The sequence below is a fragment of the Bradyrhizobium sp. SZCCHNR1002 genome (assembly GCF_032381435.1).
GTDB lineage: Bacteria > Pseudomonadota > Alphaproteobacteria > Rhizobiales > Xanthobacteraceae > Bradyrhizobium > Bradyrhizobium aeschynomenes.
This window is the reverse complement of the sequence record NZ_JAUHIS010000004.1, coordinates 563,094-579,453: the sequence shown is the minus strand read 5'-3', so window position 1 is coordinate 579,453 and position 16,360 is coordinate 563,094. Positions and strand designations below refer to the sequence as shown.

The window sequence follows — 16,360 nt, the reverse complement described above, 5'->3', positions numbered from 1 at the left end:
GGGTGCGAGGATGAGACGCCGTGCCGACACACTCCGTCGTCGTCCCGGGCAAGCTGCGGCGACGCGACAGCGGCGGCGTGGCGCCGACCCGGGACCCAGACTCCGCGACGGTGGTGTGGCGCACGATGGAGCGGCCAGCCTTGCGCAACAAATTCCGCCGGTGGTTATGGATCCCGGCGTACGCCGGAATGACACCGGGTTTTGTGGCGAGCAGCTTCCGTTTTCCCGAGAGACGTCAGCTCGCTGCTCCACCCTCCGCTGTCGTCCCGGGCAAGCTGCGGCGACGCGACAGCGGCGGCGCGGCGCCGACCCGGGACCCAGACTCCGCGGCGGTTGTGTGAGGCACGATGGAGCTGCCAGCCTTGCGCAACAAATTCCGCCGGTGGGTATGGATCCCGGCATTCGCCGGGATGACACTGAATTTGCGGCGGCCAGCGCGGCTCACGGATGCATGTTTGAACCTTCGCTCCCGCCACCGGAACACACCGAGACGCCCTACTCCCGCCAAATCCCGCAGAAAAACCGACTGAACCGCCCTCCCCGATCCGGTACACTCGCGACGTGACAAACCGCCCGACGATTCTCGTGTTCGACTCCGGCCTTGGCGGCCTCAGCGTGCTGCGCGAGGTGGTGCGGGCGCGGCCCGATGCGCATTACGTCTATGTCGCCGACGACGCCTTCTTTCCCTACGGCCATCACAGCGAGCCGGCGCTGATCGCGCGCGTGGTGCCGCTGATGGGCGAACTGATCACGGCACACCAGCCCGACCTGATCGTGATCGCCTGCAACACCGCCTCGGTGCAGACGCTGGCGCCGCTGCGCGCCGCCTACACCACGCCCTTCGTCGGCACCGTGCCGGCGATCAAGCCGGCCTGCGCCCAATCGCAGACCAAGCGCGTCTCCGTGCTCGGCACCAGGGCGACCGTGCAGCGCGAATACACCCATGCGCTCATTCGCGATTTCGCGCAGGGCTGCGCCGTGACGCTGGTCGGCTCGCCGGAACTGGCCTCGCTGGCGGAAGCCGCGCTCAGCGGAACCGCCGTGTGCGATGACGCGATCGCAGCCGAGATCGCGCCCTGCTTCACCGGCGATGCCAACGACGCCGGCGCCCGCACCGACACCGTCGTGCTCGCCTGCACGCATTATCCGCTGCTGCTCGACCGGCTGCAGAGGCTGGCACCCTGGCCGGTCGCCTGGATCGATCCGGCGCCGGCGATCGCGCGCCGCGTCGTCGATCTGCTCGGCCCGCAGTCGGGCCGCGTCGATCACGGCGGCGCCACGATGATCTTCACCTCGAACAAGCCGCATCAGCTCAGCCGGGCGCTCACGCCGTTTTTCGGCGGCCGCGTGCCGGCCTGACGGAGACACCCGATGTCCGCCGCTCCCAAACCGCTGAACCGCCTCAAGCAGGCCTGGCGCGACAAGCGGCCGACCTTCGGCGCCATCGCGACCATCCCGAGCATCCAGACCGTGCGTATCATGGCGCAGCAGCTCGACTGGATCATCGTCGACCTCGAGCATGGGCCGATCGACCTCTCCACCGCGCATGCGATGATCACGGCCACGGCGGGGACGCCCTGCGTGCCGCTGGTGCGCATCGCCGCCAACGAGCCGCATCTGGCGAAAGCGCCGATGGACCTGGGCGCGCTCGGTATCAACTTCCCGATGATCTCGAGCCGCAGCGATGCCGAGAAGGCGGTGCGCAGCGTGCGCTATCCGCCGCGCGGCGACCGGCTGTGGGGCCCGTTCCACGCGCCGTTCCATTGGAACGTGTCGATGGCCGAGTACATGGCGACCGCCGACGACGACATGATCTGCATGGTCACGATCGAGCATGTCGAGGCGGTCGAGCGCATCGACGAGATCATGGCCACACCCGGCATCGACATCGCGGTGATCGGCCCGGGCGACTTGGCCACCTCGATCAACAAGCGCGGACAACTCGATGATCCCACGGTCAAATCGCTCATCGCCCGCGCCGAGGCCGGCATCCTCAGATCCGGCGTGCCGATCGGCGGCGCGGCGCGCTCGGCCGAGCAGGCCAATGCGATGATCGAACGCGGCTACCTCGCGCTGGCGCTCGGATTCGATTGGTCCTTGTTCCAGCGCGGGATTGCCGCAAGCTTCGAGGGGATCAAACGCTGAGTCGGATGCTCGCGCTTCACGTTCCGAACGAAAAACAACATTGGGGGAGAAGCTCATGATGAAGAAGACGATTTTCGGCCTGTCACTGGCCGTGCTCGGGCTCGGGCTCGGGCTCGGCGCCGCGCTGGCACAGCAGCCGGCGATCAAGCGCACCGTGCTGAACAAGACCGACTTTCCGGACGGTTATACCATCGTCCAGGCGATGGCCGAGGTCGCGGCGGGCGGCGCCGCGGGGCGGCATACCCACCCGGGTGTGGAGACCGCCTACATCCTGGAGGGCGAGGCCGAGCTGATCGTCGAGGGGCAGCCGGACCGGCACCTCAAGGCCGGGGATTCGTTCCAGATCCCGGCCGGCGTCGTTCATGACGCCAAGGTTCACGGCGACAAGGGGCTGAAGGTGCTCGGCGTCTACGTGGTCGACAAGACCAAGCCGCTCGCCTCGCCCGCGCCATAGACCGGCGCTTCCGTAACCCGGCTCGCGGTGTTAACAGCAGCAGCCGCCGGGACCCGGCTCAGGCCAATCAGAACCAACGGGGAGCGACAGGTTTCAGGATGCGCGGAACGACCAGGCCGATTTCGCTGCACCGCCGTCTGATCATCGATCTGATGCATGCCTCGCGCGACGTGCCGTTCGTGTCCGTGGCCCGCGCGATCCGGATCGGTCCGCTGCTGGACGCCCGCGCCGCGGCCGTCCGTCCGCCCGGTTTCGCCGCTGTTTTCGTCAAGGCGTTCGCGCTGATCGCCCGCGACGAGCCGGTGCTCCGCACCCTCTACACCGGCTGGCCGCGGCGCTGCTTCTACGAGCTGCCGCGCAGCGTGGCCACCGTCACCATCGCCCGGGTCGAGAATGGTGAGGATTGCGTGCTGCCCCAGCGCGTCTCCGGGCCGGAGACGATGTCGCTGGCCGAAATCGACGCCATGATCCGGCAGGGCAAGGAGGCGCCGGTCGAGGATGTCGCCATGTTCCGCAAGATCATGCGGGCGACCCGGTTACCGCTCCCGCTGCGCCGCTTCGCCTGGTGGGTCGGGCTGAATTTCGGCCGCCAGCGCGCCAACTGGTTCGGCAATTTCTCCGTCACCAGCATCGCCGCCTGCGGAGGCGGCCGGCTGCACGCCCTGAGCCCGGGGCCGTTCATCATCAATTACGACGTCGTCCGGCCGGACCAGACCATCGACATCCTGATCCGCTGGGATCACCGGGTGACCGACGGCGCGATGATCGCCAGGACCGCGATCCGGCTCGAAGAGGTGCTGAACGGCGAGATCGCGGCCGAGCTGAGGGCTTCATCGGCTCTCGGGCCGGGATTGGCGGGGATCGACCGGGACTGCGAGCCGAAACGGCCGAAAATCACCTCCGTCGGGGGGCCGCAGGGGTGATTTGCCGGCAAAAGGGGCGGTTAAGGTTTGACAAGTCAGCGGTTTCTCCCTTAAGAACCGCCCTGCTCGCGGGCCGCTTTCGGCCCGCGTTGCGTTTCGCGACCCGTGGCCTCGTCCCTTCATGCTTTGGGGATGGGCCTGTCGGTGGACCCGGTTCCCGGGACACACAGGAGGGCGCGTTTCCTCAAACCCGAACGAAAGACTGAAGAGGACGCGATGACTAAGCGCAGTGAGGCGAAGTACAAGATCGATCGCCGCATGGGCCAGAACATCTGGGGCCGCCCGAAGAGCCCCGTCAACCGCCGCGAATACGGCCCCGGCCAGCACGGCCAGCGCCGCAAGGGCAAGCTCTCCGACTTCGGCGTGCAGCTGCGCGCCAAGCAGAAGCTGAAGGGCTACTACGCCAACATCTCCGAGCGCCAGTTCCACGGCATCTATGTCGAGGCCGGCCGTCTCAAGGGCGACACCGGCGAGAACCTGATCGGCATTCTCGAGCGCCGTCTCGACACCGTGGTGTTCCGCGCCAAGTTCGTCTCGACGATGTTCGCCGCGCGCCAGTTCATCAACCACGGCCACATCAAGGTGAACGGCCGCAAGGTCAACATCGCGAGCTACCAGGTCAAGCCGGGCGACGTGATCGAGGTCAAGGAAGCCTCGAAGCAGCTCGCCGTGGTGCTGGAAGCCAGCCAGCTCGCCGAGCGCGACGTGCCCGACTACATCGAGGCCGATCACTCCAAGATGACCGCGAAGTTCATCCGCATCCCGGCGCTGTCGGACGTGCCGTTCGCGGTGCAGATGGAGCCGCATCTGATCGTCGAGTTCTACTCGCGCTGATCTTGACGGAGCGCTGCTCCGCCCACATCTGATAATCCGAAGGCCCTGGCACGCGCCGGGGCCTTTGTTTTTGGACGTCTGCTTTGGGTTTTCGGATGATGCGAACCGATTCCCGAATGCCACACTTGCCACCGAATCGCCTCACCTGGGGCTGACAGCGAATCCGACCCGTGATTCACTGCCCGCAGTTGTAAAGTAGCGGGGCGTTCGCCATGGAGTTCAACAGGCGCAATATCATCTTCGGTGCGTTGCCGGCCGATGCGGTCGGTGCTCCACCTCTGCCGCCGTTGCGCGCTTCACCATTACGCGCGCGGCTCTCGGGGATCCGCTACCGTTTCAACGACGGCCTCTACCCGTCGACCGTCTTCGACCTTCTCGAACGCTCCTGCTGGCACGTCCAGTCCGATGCGACAGCCCATGTGATCCGCCATCTCGGCACCGGGCTCACCTTTGCCGACGCGCAACTTCGCTACGATCCGTTCGCGCTCGAACTTCTCCATTGTCTCGACAATTCTCCCGAACCCGCTGACGAGTGGCAAACCATGCTCGTCGGCTGGGCCGCGGTGAACATGGGCTGGAACATCAAGCGGCAGCGCCCGGGCGCGTCATTGGTTCTTTCACCCTCGCGCCGGAGCCCGCTGGAGTCCTGGGTGTTCGACTGCGTCGAGGCGCCGGCGCTGGTGGCCGAACCGATCGAAGCCCGGCCGTTGCGGCGGCCGGACATCTGGCTCAATCCGCCGCGCGCGGCCTGATCGAGGAGGAGCTTTTTGCGGGAGCGGCGCGAGTTGGGTAAGGTCCTCACGTGAAAGCCGAACGAGGACTGCCGATGTATTACACCCCGCCCCCGCGCGATCCCAAGGCGCCGCCCTTGCGCGTCAATCTTCTGTCCGACACGCAGACGCGTCCCACGGCCGCGATGCGCGAGGCGATGGCGCGGGCCGAGGTCGGCGACGAGCAGATCGGCGACGATCCGACCGTGCACGAGCTGACCGCCCGCGTCGCTGCGCTGCTCGGCAAGGAGGCGGCGGTGCTGATGCCGTCGGGCACGATGTGCAACGTCGCGGCCACCTTGGTGCACTGTCGCCCCGGCGACGAGATCCTGGCGCACGAGACCGCGCACATCATCTCGCGCGAGGGTGGCGCACATGCCGCGCTCGGCGGCTTCCAGGTGACGCAGCTGAAGGGCCCCGACGGCCAGTTCACGCCGGAGACGTTCCGCGCCGCGCTGCATCCGCGCTCCCGCTATCAGCCGCCTCAGACCGTCGTCAGCGTCGAGCAGACCGCCAATATCGGCGGCGGCACGATCTGGAAGAAGGCCGATCTCGACGCAATCGTTGCGATCGCCAAGGCGAACGGCATGGCGACGCATATGGACGGCGCGCGGCTGCTCAATGCCACCGTCGCCACTGGCATTTCGGCTGCCGGCATGACCGCCGGCTGGGATTCGGCCTGGATCGATTTCTCCAAGGGTCTGGGCGCGCCGATCGGCGGCGTGCTCGCCGGCAGCGCGGCCTTCATCGACGAGGTCTGGCGCTGGAAGCAGCGCCTCGGCGGCGCGATGCGTCAGGCCGGCGTGGTGGCGGCCGCCTGCATCTACGCGCTCGATCATCACGTCGACCGGCTGGCCGAGGATCACGCCAATGCGCGCGCGCTGGCCCGAGGGCTGTCACAGATTCAGGGCGTCGAGGTGCAGGAGCCCGAGACCAATCTGGTGTTCTTCAAGCCGGACGGTACAGGCGTCTCCGGCGACAAGATGGTGAGTGAACTCCGCAAACGCGGTGTGCTGCTGGCGATGATGGATGGCCGCATCCGCGCCTGCACGCATCTCGATGTGTCAGCCGCGATGATCGAGGAAACGATCGGACATGTCAGGGAGATCGTGCGCGGCGCATGAGGATCAAGGCACGAGCGCCTCTAGATCAATCGGTGCACATCGCTCGCGACGCGCGCCGAGCTCGGCGGCCGTCTGCTGAGCAATGACCAGTTCACGGCGTTGATGATGGCGTCAACGCCGTGATGTCTGCTGCTGCGGACGGGATAGCTCAGGCGGACGCCGCCGTGCCGACCGGGATGCCCTTGTCGGTGAACAGCTGCTGCAGCTCGCCGCTCTGGAACATCTCGCGGACGATGTCGCAGCCGCCGACGAACTCGCCCTTCACATAGAGCTGGGGGATCGTCGGCCAGTTCGAGAACGTCTTGATGCCGTTGCGCAGCTCCGCGGATTCCAGGACGTTGAGGCCCTTATAGCCGACGCCGACATGGTCGAGGATCTGCACGACCTGGCCGGAAAATCCGCACTGCGGAAACTGCGGCGTCCCCTTCATGAACAGGACGACGTCGTTCGACTTCACTTCGTTGTCAATGAATTGCTCGATGCTCATCTTCGCTTCCTCTAGGGCGCCTCAAGGAACGCCTGGGGCTCGGTGCCGCTCTGATCGCGCCAGGTTGCAGGTCGTCCCGGCTCGACGGGTCACTGTCCTATATGTAGCGCAAACCGTTGTTCAGCCAAAGTAAAATGCCGAGGATCCGCGCGCAGCCCCGCCATCCTGCCGGACGATAGCCTGACGGCAGCAATATTATAGCCGGAACGAGGGTTTCATCCCGTAACCAAGCCCCTATTTAGGACGAACCGTCCAAAGGAACTTGTTCCGCCGAACGTCGTTTTCTGCAGGCATACGGAGACCCTCGTGACCAGTTCAGCCTCCGCCACGGCCCCGCTTTCCATCACAGACGTGCGACAGACCTCCCGCTCGGCCCCCCAGAGCGAGAGCTTGATCGAGGCTTTTCTGGCCGTTCGTGGCGAGACCGAGCGCCGTGCGGCGCCGCTAAGTCCGGAGGATCAGGTCATCCAGTCGATGCCGGATGCCAGTCCGGCCAAATGGCATCGGGCCCATACCACGTGGTTCTTCGAGCAGTTCGTGCTGGGCCAACACTGCCGAGGATACACCCCTTTTCATGCGGATTACGCCTTTCTCTTCAACTCCTACTACGTGAGCGCGGGCCCACGTCACACGCGGGGCGAGCGCGGGCTGATAACCCGACCGGGAGTGGCCGACATCGCCGCCTATCGGCGGCATGTCGATACGGCGATGGTGGACTTCCTGGGCAGCACCGATGCGGCCACATTGGCCGCCATCGCGCCGCTCGTCGAAGTCGGTCTCAATCACGAGCAGCAGCATCAGGAGCTGATGCTGACCGACATCCTGCATGCGTTCGCGCAGAATCCGATCGCCCCCGCCTACGATCCGGCCTGGACATTTCCGACCCCGACGGGCGCCGGCGAGGAGTGGGTCAGTCTCCCCGAAGGCATCCACACGGTGGGGCATGCCGGCGACGGCTACCATTTCGACAATGAACGACCGGCCCACCGGGCGCTCGTCGGCCCGGTCAAGCTGTCGCGCAATCTCGTCACCAACGCCGACTGGCTCGCCTTCATGGCGGACGGCGGCTACGCGACGGCGACGCTCTGGCTCATGGACGGCTTTGCCGCGGCCAGCCGCGAAGGCTGGCAGGCGCCAGGGCACTGGTACAAGGTCGAAGGCGAGTGGCGGATCATGACGCTTGGCGGATTGAAATCCGTCGATCCGAACGCACCCGTCTGCCACGTCAGCTACTACGAGGCCGACGCCTTCGCACGCTGGTCCGGCAGGCACCTGCCGACCGAGATGGAATGGGAGGTCGCCGCGCGCGGCCATCAGCTCAACGACGCCTTCGGCATTGTCTGGCAGTGGACGCGGAGCGCCTACAGCCCCTACCCGGGCTATCGCGCCATCGAAGGCGCGCTCGGCGAGTATAACGGCAAATTCATGGTCAATCAGCTGGTGCTGCGCGGATCGTCGCTCGCAACGCCGGCGGGCCACAGCCGCGTCAGCTACCGCAATTTCTTCTATCCGCACCACCGCTGGCAGTTCACGGGCCTCCGGCTCGCCGACTACGCCTGAACCGCCGGCAGCAAGGCCCGAGAGTCGCGCCTGTGCGCGTCCAGGAGAGTATCATGAACGTGCACGTCAACGCTTTGTCCGACGCCCATCTGCCCGACGACAAGACGTCGGCCTTCGCGCAGGAGGCGGTCGCAGGTCTCACGCAGCAACCCAAGCAGCTGTCGCCGAAATATTTCTATGACGCCGCCGGATCCGACCTGTTCGAGCAGATCACACGGCTGCCGGAGTACTACCCGACGAGGACCGAGCTCGGCATTCTCAGGGATCGCGGCGCCGACATCGCCGGGATCATTCCGGGAGATGCGGCCCTGGTCGAGTTCGGCGCCGGCGCCACCACCAAGGTGCGGCTGCTGCTGGAAAGCTGCCGCTTTGCGGCCTATGTGCCGGTCGACATTTCCGGCGACTTCCTGACGGCACAGGCCGACAGCCTGCGCCGCGATTTCCCCGATCTCGCCGTCCATCCGGTGATCGCCGATTTCACGACGGCGTTCAAATTGCCGGACGCCATCGAAGGCAAGCCGAAGGTCGGCTTCTTTCCGGGATCGACGATCGGAAATTTCGAGCCGCACGAGGCCTGCCGCTTTCTGCGCTCGGCGCGCGAGATCCTGGGCGTCGGGGCGCTGATGATCGTCGGCGTCGACCTCGAGAAGGATGAGCGCGTGCTGCACGCCGCCTATAACGACGCGGCCGGCGTGACGGCGCGATTCAACCTCAATCTGCTGCTGCGGATCAATCGTGAGCTCGGCGGCAATTTCGACCTGTCGGCCTTTGTCCATCGTGCGATCTACAATCGCGAGCAGCACCGCATCGAGATGCATCTCATCGCACGGAAGCCGCAGGCGGTGCGTCTTTTGGGAACGACGATCTCGTTCCGCGCCGGGGAAAGCATTCACACCGAGAACAGCTACAAATACAGCATCGAACGCTTCGGCGCGCTGGCGCGCGGCTCAGGCTGGAAGGTCCAGACGGTGTGGACCGACGCTGAGAAGATGTTCTCGGTTCAGGCGCTCGTCGCCGAGGCGTGAGGCTCTGGCTTGGCGCGAAGCGAGAGCGTTTCCCACACCGCGACGATCGCTAGCAGCGCGCTCGTCAGCGCCGAGAGAACCAGGGGCGACAGCTCGGTCGCGAACCAGCTGAGGCCTGCCAGCGCGAGCAGCCCGGCGCCATGTGACAGTTGAAGAAACCCGCGAACCTCGCGCTTGAACAGGATCGTTCCGACCAGAAAGACGAACGGTCCTCCAATCAGCACCGCGGCCGTCTTGACGTCATTGTGGCCGAGCGGATGTTTGAGCACGATCTCATCGGCCACCGCCGACACGATGATGCCGGCGACGATCGGCATGTGCAGATAGGTGTAGGCCGAGCGCGCGATGAGCCCGGACTGGCTGGAGCGCGAGATCATCTCCGAGCCAGCCTCGGCGCCGCGGTTGAAATACACCGCCCACATCGCGACTGTTCCAACGAAGGCACAGGCAAAGGCTGCGATGTTGGCGCCGGTCCAATCGAGCTCCGCAAAGGTCGCGCCGGTGACGACGATCGATTCGCCGAGCGCGATGATGATGAAAAGCGCACAGCGCTCCGCCATGTGGCCGCCCTCGACCATCCAGTCTTCCGCGGTCGACGCGCCGAGGCCCGGTATCCAGAAGCGCACGGCAGGCGAGATGTATTCGAGCGTGAGCGCGGCGCACCAGAGCGCCATCCGGACCGGCCCTTCGGCAAGTCCGCCGAGCAGCCAGAGCACGGCTGAGGCGCTGAGCCAGGACAGAATGCGAGCGGCGTTGCGGCGGACCGGCGCCCGCTGCGGCGGCGTGACCGTGAACCAGAAGGCGGTCCTGCCGACCTGCATAGCGGCGTAGGCGATCGCGAACCACAGACCGCGGTCCTCGAACGCGCGCGGGATCGACATCGACAGCACGAGGCCCGCCAGCATCAAGGCAAACAACAGGCCTCGCACGAGCGCCTTCTCGGGATCGAGCCAGTTGGTCACCCAGGCGGTGTAGACCCACACCCACCACACCGCGAGAAACAGCACCGCCGTCTGCGCGGCCCCCAGCGGCGTGAAATGGCTGATCAGATGATGCGAGATCTGCGTCACCGCGTAGACGAAGACCAGATCGAAGAACAGCTCGACGAACGTGACCCGGCTGTGCCGATTCGGCTCGAGCACGCGGAACAGCGCACCACGCGGATTGTCCAACGCCATCTCCCCCGGATGCGTGCTGCCGTCTGCGGCCTCGATCAGCGCTGGTCGGGCACCCCTGTCTGAAGCGCAAGCGCATGCAGAACGTCGCCCATCTGGCCGCGCAGCGACTGATAGACGAGCTGGTGCTGCTGCACGCGGGACTTGCCGCGGAAGGCCTCGGAGATCACGGTCGCGGCGTAATGGTCGCCGTCCCCGGCGAGATCACGAATCGTCACCTGGGCGTCGGGGATGGCGGCCTTGATCATCTGTTCGATATCGTGGGCATCCATGGGCATCCCGGTGCATCTCCTTCTGTCGGCGGGCCGCGGCTGCAGCTCCCCTTAGTGGCCCGTCGAACGGTACGAATCAAGGCGTTCTCGCGCGACCGTGATGGCCGAATCTAGCGCGGACGGGTTTCGAGGTCACGTTCGGAACCACTATATACCGGGACCGGCGAACGGACCCGGGACCGGGTGACGCACCCGAGAATGGGATGGCGAAGGGCTATGGCGTCGGCGTTTCGACATTGAGGGGTATGACATGAAGCTTCCAGGGCCGGACCACCCGATCAGCATCGCCCGCAACCCGAAGCGCGTGCGGGTGCTCGCCGATGGCGTCGTCATCGCCGACACCACGGGCGCACTCACGCTGAAGGAAGCGAGCTATCCGGCTGTTCAATATGTCCCGCGGACCGATGCCGCGATGGACGCGCTCAGAAAAACCGATCGCATCACCCATTGCCCGTACAAGGGCGACGCCAGCTATTTCAGCATCGTCGCGGGCGGCAAGACATTGGAGAATGCGATCTGGAGCTACGAGACGCCCTTCCCCGCGATGGCCGAGATTGCAGGCTATCTGGCATTCTACCCCGACAAGGTGCGGATCGAGGAAGTCGCGGTCGAGTGATGCTGAACTGATCGACCGCCGCTGGCCACACCGGTGCAGCGGTCGATCTGGAAATCCAATCCGATGACTTGCTACACCCTGAAGATCGTCAGTCCGAGGATCAGGAGCACGAGGAAGATCACCAGGAAGATGTAGAACAGGATCCGCGCAATGTCCGCGGAAGCTGCCGAAATTCCGGTGAAGCCGAGGATGCCGGCGACCACCGAAATCAAGAAGAACAGCAGCGCCCATTTGAGAAGAGTCACGGTATGGTCCTCCGGTGCAGCGCCGTCCCCGGCGCGTTCGCCTCACTAACGACGCCGCCGGGAACCGGTTCCTTGGGCCATTCAAACCGCCTGGAATTTACGCAACTTCGAGCGGCCCGGTCCGTAACTTCGTAGCCGGTTCGTTCGTATCGAGATCGGGTGTGAATAATCGGCGAAGCTTGAGAAAACGGCTTGCGGGCCGCTGCGCTTGCTGATTTGCAGCACCGACAACGACATCTGGTATTCCGGCGCCGTCATGCGCCTGCTCGGGGCCAACGCTCCAGCGCTGGCGGCGCCAAAATCACACGAGCTGATTCATTTTCGCTCGCGCAGCCTTGGAATCGACGTTCGCATCACGCCTCCGCAGCGAGACGATGCAGGAGTATCATCGGCTAAGCGGGCACGGCAGCAGCGGCGCTGGGGGGTATATGGTCATATCGGTTACGCAATCGGCGGCTGCCGCCAAGGTGGAGCTTCAGGCCCGCCCGCGGGCGCGGGCGCGCAACGCTGCGCTCGACCACGCCCGCACGTTCCTCACGCTGGTGGTGTTGCTGCATCACGCCGTGATTCCCTACACTTATTTCGGGCACACCGATTCGACCTCCTTCCTCGGCTTCGACGGCATCGTGCTGGCCACCGACAGCTTCTTCATGGCCATGTTCTTCTTCCTGTCGGGGCTATTCGTATGGTCGGGGCTTGCTCACAAGTCGATGATGCAGCACCTGCGCGACCGGCTCTTGCGGCTCGGTCTGCCGTTCGCCGTCGCCGCGCTGACAGTCATTCCCCTCGCTTATTATGCGATCGAGCTGCGCGCCAATCCGGAGGCCACCTTCTCCGCCTTCTGGTGGAAGACGGTCACCCAAGGTCCGTGGCCGAGCGGTCCGATCTGGTTCATCTGGGTGCTGCTGGCTTTCGACATATCGGCCGCACTGCTCTACAGACTCTCGCCGCGCCTGCTCGAGCCGATCAACCAGCTGTCGCTGCGGGCCTTCGACCAACCGCGCGATTTCTTCTTCGTCTTCCTGCTGATCACGGGCCTGCTGTACATTCCGTCCCGGCTCTATTTCGGGCCGACCCACTGGTTCGAGGCCGGGCCGTTCTCGGTGCAGGCCAGCCGCATCCTGCTCTATGCTGCCTATTTCTATGTCGGCGCCGGCATCGGCGCGGCAAATTTCGAGCGCGGCCTGCTGGCCGCAGAGGGGCAGATGTCGCAGCGGGGCCTCGGCGCCTGGATCGTGGTCACGATCGTGCCCTACGCGCTGCTGTGGGTGCTGATCACGATCAAGCGTCAGGTGCTGGGCAACCCGCCGGAGCTGCCGCAATGGTACGAAGCCGCCTACGGCTTCTTGTTCGTGATCTTCAGCGCCGCGATGATGTTCGCGATCCTGTCCTACTTCCTCAACCACCGCCGCTCGGAATTCTCCGTGCTCGACCGCATGCAGGCCGATGCCTACGGCATGTTCCTGGTGCACTACCCCATCGTGCTGTGGATCCAGTATTGGCTGTTCGACCTCAATCTACCGGCCGTCGCCAAGGCGACGATCGCATTCGTCGGCAGCGTGCTGCTGAGCTGGGGCGCGACCTGGGTGCTTCGACAGATCCCGGGTGCGAAGAGCGTGCTGTAGGCCCCGACGTCAATTGCGAGGAGCGCAGCGGCAAAGCAATCCAGAAGTCTCGCCTGAGCCCTGGATTGCGTCGCTGCGCTCACAAAGACGAAGGCTGACTACTGCCCGAACGGTGGGCTATGCGGCGCTACCGCCCATGTAGCTCGGCAGCCAGCTCTCGAAGCGGCTCTTCAGCGCGTCGACCTCGACCAAGGCCTCGCCCGCAATGGCCAGCGCTGCCCCGCCCGTCGTGCCGATCCGCGTGCACGGCACGCTGGCGCCGCGCATCTTGGCGAGCACGCGGCCGGCTTCAGTCTCCGGCACCGTCACGAGATAGCGGGCCTGGTCCTCGCCGAACCAATAGGCGTGCGGCACGATGGAAGCTGGTGAAGCCAGAAGCCGCGCGCCGATGCCGGAGGCCATGGCCATCTCTGCCAGCGCGACCAGCAGGCCGCCATCGGACAGGTCATGCGCCGCGGTGGCCGTGCCCGCGTGGATCATGCCGCGGACGACATCGCCGATGCGCTTCTCGGCGGCGAGATCGACCGGCGGCGGGGCGCCCTCCTCGCGGCCACAGACGTCGCGCAGATAGACCGACTGGCCGAGCCAGCCATGGGTCTCGCCGATCAAGAGGATCGCCTCGCCCTCGGCCTTGAAGGCGATGCTCGCCGACTTGGTGAAGTCGTCGAGCAGGCCGACGCCGCCGATCGAGGGCGTCGGCAGGATCGCCCGGCCGTTGGTCTCGTTGTAGAGCGAGACGTTGCCGGACACGACGGGGAAGTCGAGCGCGCGACAGGCCTCCGAGATGCCCTTCAGGCAGCCGACGAACTGGCCCATGATCTCGGGTCGCTCCGGATTGCCGAAATTGAGATTGTCGGTGATGGCGAGCGGCCGGCCGCCGACCGCGGTGATGTTGCGCCAGGCTTCGGCCACCGCCTGCTTGCCGCCCTCGAACGGGTCCGCCTCGCAATAGCGCGGCGTGACGTCCACGGTCAGCGCGAGCCCCTTCGGCCAATCCTGCACGCGCACGACGGCGGCGTCGCCGCCGGGGCGCTGCACGGTGTTGCCGAGAATGACGTGGTCGTACTGCTCCCAGATCCAGCGCTTCGAGCACAGATCCGGCGTCGCGATCAGCTTCTCCAGCGCCGGGACGATGTCCATCGGCGGCTTGACCTCGCGAGCATGGATCACCGGCAGCGCCGGCGAGGCGACATGCGGACGGTCATACAGCGGCGCCTCGTCGCCCAGCTCCTTGATCGGAAGATCCGCCATGACGTCGCCGCCATGCTTGACGACGAAGCGCTTGCTCGGCGTGGTGTAGCCGACGACGGCGAAATCGAGGCCCCATTTGCGGAAGATCGCCTCGGCTTCCTTCTCCTTCTCCGGCTTCAGCACCATGAGCATGCGCTCCTGGCTTTCGGAGAGCATCATCTCATAGGCGCTCATGCCGGCCTCACGGGTCGGCACGCAATTGAGATCGAGGTCGACGCCGAGGTCGCCCTTGGCGCCCATCTCGACCGCCGAGCAGGTCAGGCCTGCCGCGCCCATGTCCTGGATCGCGATCACGCAGTCGGCGGCCATGATCTCAAGGCACGCCTCCAGCAGCAGCTTCTCGGCGAAGGGGTCGCCGACCTGCACCGTCGGGCGCTTCTCCTCCGAGGAGTCGTCGAACTCGGCCGAGGCCATCGAGGCGCCGTGGATGCCGTCGCGGCCGGTCTTGGAGCCGAGATAGACGATCGGCATGTTCACGCCGGAGGCAGCCGCATAGAAGATCTTGTCGGCGTCGGCGAGGCCGACCGCCATGGCGTTGACCAGGATGTTGCCGTCGTAGCGGGTGTGGAAGCGAGTCTGGCCGCCCACCGTCGGCACGCCGAACGAATTGCCGTAGCCGCCGATGCCGGCGACGACGCCCGAAACGAGATGCTTGGTCTTGGGGTGCTCGGGCGCGCCGAACGACAGCGCGTTGAGGCACGCGATCGGGCGTGCGCCCATCGTGAAGACGTCGCGCAGGATACCGCCGACGCCGGTCGTGGCCCCCTGGTACGGCTCGATGTAGCTCGGGTGGTTGTGGCTCTCCATCTTGAACACGACGGCCTGGCCGTCGCCGATGTCGATCACGCCGGCATTCTCGCCCGGGCCCTGGATCACCCATGGCGCCTTGGTCGGCAGCCCGCGCAGATGGATGCGCGACGACTTGTACGAGCAATGCTCGTTCCACATCGCCGAGAAGATGCCCAGCTCGGTGAAGGTCGGCACCCGCCCGATCAGCTTCAGGATGCGCTCATATTCGTCCGGCTTCAGGCCGTGGGCGGCGACGAGCTCGGGGGTGATCTGCGGTTCATTGCGCATGGAGAGATGCCTTTGCCCCGTGGGCCGCTGGTCCCTTGAACCCTGCTTCATAGATACAGAGGCCAAGTGGGAAAAGGCCTTTTACGGCCCTATTCCGCCCTGTCCAGAGCTTTGGCCCGGACCGCCCCGTGGGATATTTGCAGAATGGCGACTGATCGGATTTAAGACGGTAAATCAACAATTAAAGGCCCCCACACGTGCACGACCTGTCCCGTTCCGCCTTCGAGAACCGCCCCGGTATCCACATCGCCACATCAGGCGAGTTCGCCGGCTGGCGCACCTGGATGCGCGACAGCTACGAATCCCACACCGGACCGTTCTGGCACCGGATGGAGGACGACGGCTCGATCCGCTGCGCCTTCCGGGTCGAGAAGAAGCACCTCAACGGCGCCGGCAACGTCCATGGCGGCTGCCTGATGACCTTCGCCGACTACTGCCTGTTCGCCTTTGCCGCGCCGATCCTGCAGGGGCCGGGCGTGACCGTGTCGTTCTCCTCCGAATTCCTCGACGCCGCGCGGGAGGGCGAATTGATCGAAGCCACCGGCGAGGTCACCCGCGCCGGCGCCTCGCTGATCTTCCTGCGCGGCATGCTGCATTCCGGCACCAAGCCGCTGTTCTCGTTCTCCGGCACGATCAAGCGGGTGAAGCGGCGGACGCCGGAGGCGGCGAGCTCGCCGTAGCGGGAGCCAATAGCTCGCCGTCATTCCGGGGCATTCGCGCACAAAATGGCGAAGCCATTTTGAAGCAGCGCGAATGAGCCCGGAATCCATACCCCCG

18 protein-coding genes are annotated in these 16,360 nt (G+C 65.7%); 12 read left to right on the top strand and 6 right to left on the bottom strand.

Annotation, left to right across the window (positions count from 1 at the left end; all coding sequences use genetic code 11):
- Window positions 1-561 precede the first annotated feature (561 nt).
- The 7 genes from murI (at window position 562) to QX108_RS22195 (ending at window position 6,250) form a co-directional block, all read left to right on the top strand.
- Window positions 562-1,359 carry a glutamate racemase gene (gene murI, locus QX108_RS22225; RefSeq protein WP_315782305.1) on the top strand — a complete coding sequence of 266 codons (798 nt, stop codon included), beginning with the start codon at window positions 562-564 and terminating at the stop codon, window positions 1,357-1,359.
- A 12-nt stretch (window positions 1,360-1,371) separates the two neighbouring features.
- Window positions 1,372-2,145, top strand: coding sequence for an HpcH/HpaI aldolase family protein (locus QX108_RS22220; RefSeq protein ID WP_315719352.1), 774 nt, complete (start codon window positions 1,372-1,374; stop codon window positions 2,143-2,145).
- A 55-nt stretch (window positions 2,146-2,200) separates the two neighbouring features.
- The gene (locus QX108_RS22215; RefSeq protein WP_315782308.1) at window positions 2,201-2,599 is read left to right on the top strand and encodes a cupin domain-containing protein; all 399 of its coding nucleotides are present in this window, start codon (window positions 2,201-2,203) and stop codon (window positions 2,597-2,599) included.
- 98 nt (window positions 2,600-2,697) lie between these two features.
- A complete protein-coding gene (locus QX108_RS22210; protein WP_315782310.1) occupies window positions 2,698-3,522 on the top strand; it encodes an acyltransferase in 825 nt (274 codons plus the stop codon).
- A gap of 216 nt (window positions 3,523-3,738) precedes the next feature.
- Window positions 3,739-4,356 (top strand): 30S ribosomal protein S4, encoded by a 618-nt coding sequence (gene rpsD, locus QX108_RS22205; protein WP_315782312.1) that lies wholly within the window; start codon window positions 3,739-3,741, stop codon window positions 4,354-4,356.
- A gap of 212 nt (window positions 4,357-4,568) precedes the next feature.
- The gene (locus QX108_RS22200; RefSeq protein WP_315782314.1) at window positions 4,569-5,108 is read left to right on the top strand and encodes a hypothetical protein; all 540 of its coding nucleotides are present in this window, start codon (window positions 4,569-4,571) and stop codon (window positions 5,106-5,108) included.
- Window positions 5,109-5,182: 74 nt separating this feature from the next.
- A complete protein-coding gene (locus QX108_RS22195; RefSeq protein WP_315782915.1) occupies window positions 5,183-6,250 on the top strand; it encodes a threonine aldolase family protein in 1,068 nt (355 codons plus the stop codon).
- Window positions 6,251-6,398: 148 nt separating this feature from the next.
- Here the strand turns inward: QX108_RS22195 and grxD are convergent, their stop codons facing one another.
- Window positions 6,399-6,737, bottom strand: coding sequence for a Grx4 family monothiol glutaredoxin (gene grxD, locus QX108_RS22190; protein WP_006609190.1), 339 nt, complete (start codon window positions 6,735-6,737; stop codon window positions 6,399-6,401).
- A gap of 306 nt (window positions 6,738-7,043) precedes the next feature.
- Here grxD and egtB point away from each other — a divergent pair, with 306 nt between their 5' ends.
- Both egtB and egtD read left to right on the top strand, forming a co-directional pair.
- Entirely contained in the window at window positions 7,044-8,297 is a 1,254-nt protein-coding gene (egtB, locus tag QX108_RS22185) for an ergothioneine biosynthesis protein EgtB (RefSeq protein ID WP_315782317.1), read from the top strand.
- 53 nt (window positions 8,298-8,350) lie between these two features.
- A complete protein-coding gene (gene egtD / locus QX108_RS22180; protein WP_315782319.1) occupies window positions 8,351-9,322 on the top strand; it encodes an L-histidine N(alpha)-methyltransferase in 972 nt (323 codons plus the stop codon).
- Here egtD and QX108_RS22175 read toward each other — a convergent pair.
- Complete coding sequence (locus tag QX108_RS22175; RefSeq protein ID WP_315782321.1) at window positions 9,298-10,500, bottom strand: low temperature requirement protein A; 1,203 nt, start codon at window positions 10,498-10,500, stop codon at window positions 9,298-9,300. The two genes, egtD and QX108_RS22175, sit on opposite strands and share 25 nt — an antisense overlap.
- Before the next feature lie 35 nt (window positions 10,501-10,535).
- Window positions 10,536-10,775 carry a BolA family transcriptional regulator gene (locus QX108_RS22170; RefSeq protein WP_315719345.1) on the bottom strand — a complete coding sequence of 80 codons (240 nt, stop codon included), beginning with the start codon at window positions 10,773-10,775 and terminating at the stop codon, window positions 10,536-10,538.
- Window positions 10,776-11,019: 244 nt separating this feature from the next.
- On the opposite strand from QX108_RS22170, the gene QX108_RS22165 reads away from it, so the two are divergent.
- Window positions 11,020-11,385: a DUF427 domain-containing protein gene (locus QX108_RS22165; RefSeq protein ID WP_315782323.1), complete on the top strand. Its 366-nt coding sequence runs from the start codon at window positions 11,020-11,022 to the stop codon at window positions 11,383-11,385.
- A 71-nt stretch (window positions 11,386-11,456) separates the two neighbouring features.
- Here the strand turns inward: QX108_RS22165 and QX108_RS22160 are convergent, their stop codons facing one another.
- Window positions 11,457-11,630 carry a DUF1328 domain-containing protein gene (locus QX108_RS22160; protein ID WP_315719343.1) on the bottom strand — a complete coding sequence of 58 codons (174 nt, stop codon included), beginning with the start codon at window positions 11,628-11,630 and terminating at the stop codon, window positions 11,457-11,459.
- A gap of 81 nt (window positions 11,631-11,711) precedes the next feature.
- Entirely contained in the window at window positions 11,712-11,888 is a 177-nt protein-coding gene (locus QX108_RS22155; RefSeq protein ID WP_315782326.1) for a hypothetical protein, read from the bottom strand.
- A 170-nt stretch (window positions 11,889-12,058) separates the two neighbouring features.
- Here QX108_RS22155 and QX108_RS22150 point away from each other — a divergent pair, with 170 nt between their 5' ends.
- A complete protein-coding gene (locus QX108_RS22150; protein WP_315782328.1) occupies window positions 12,059-13,255 on the top strand; it encodes an acyltransferase in 1,197 nt (398 codons plus the stop codon).
- Between the two features lie 117 nt (window positions 13,256-13,372).
- On the opposite strand, the gene purL is transcribed toward QX108_RS22150, so the two are convergent.
- Window positions 13,373-15,583 carry a phosphoribosylformylglycinamidine synthase subunit PurL gene (gene purL, locus QX108_RS22145; protein ID WP_315782330.1) on the bottom strand — a complete coding sequence of 737 codons (2,211 nt, stop codon included), beginning with the start codon at window positions 15,581-15,583 and terminating at the stop codon, window positions 13,373-13,375.
- A gap of 197 nt (window positions 15,584-15,780) precedes the next feature.
- Here purL and QX108_RS22140 point away from each other — a divergent pair, with 197 nt between their 5' ends.
- On the top strand, window positions 15,781-16,263 hold the full coding sequence (locus QX108_RS22140; protein ID WP_315782332.1) for a PaaI family thioesterase: 483 nt from the start codon (window positions 15,781-15,783) through the stop codon (window positions 16,261-16,263).
- Window positions 16,264-16,360 lie beyond the last annotated feature (97 nt).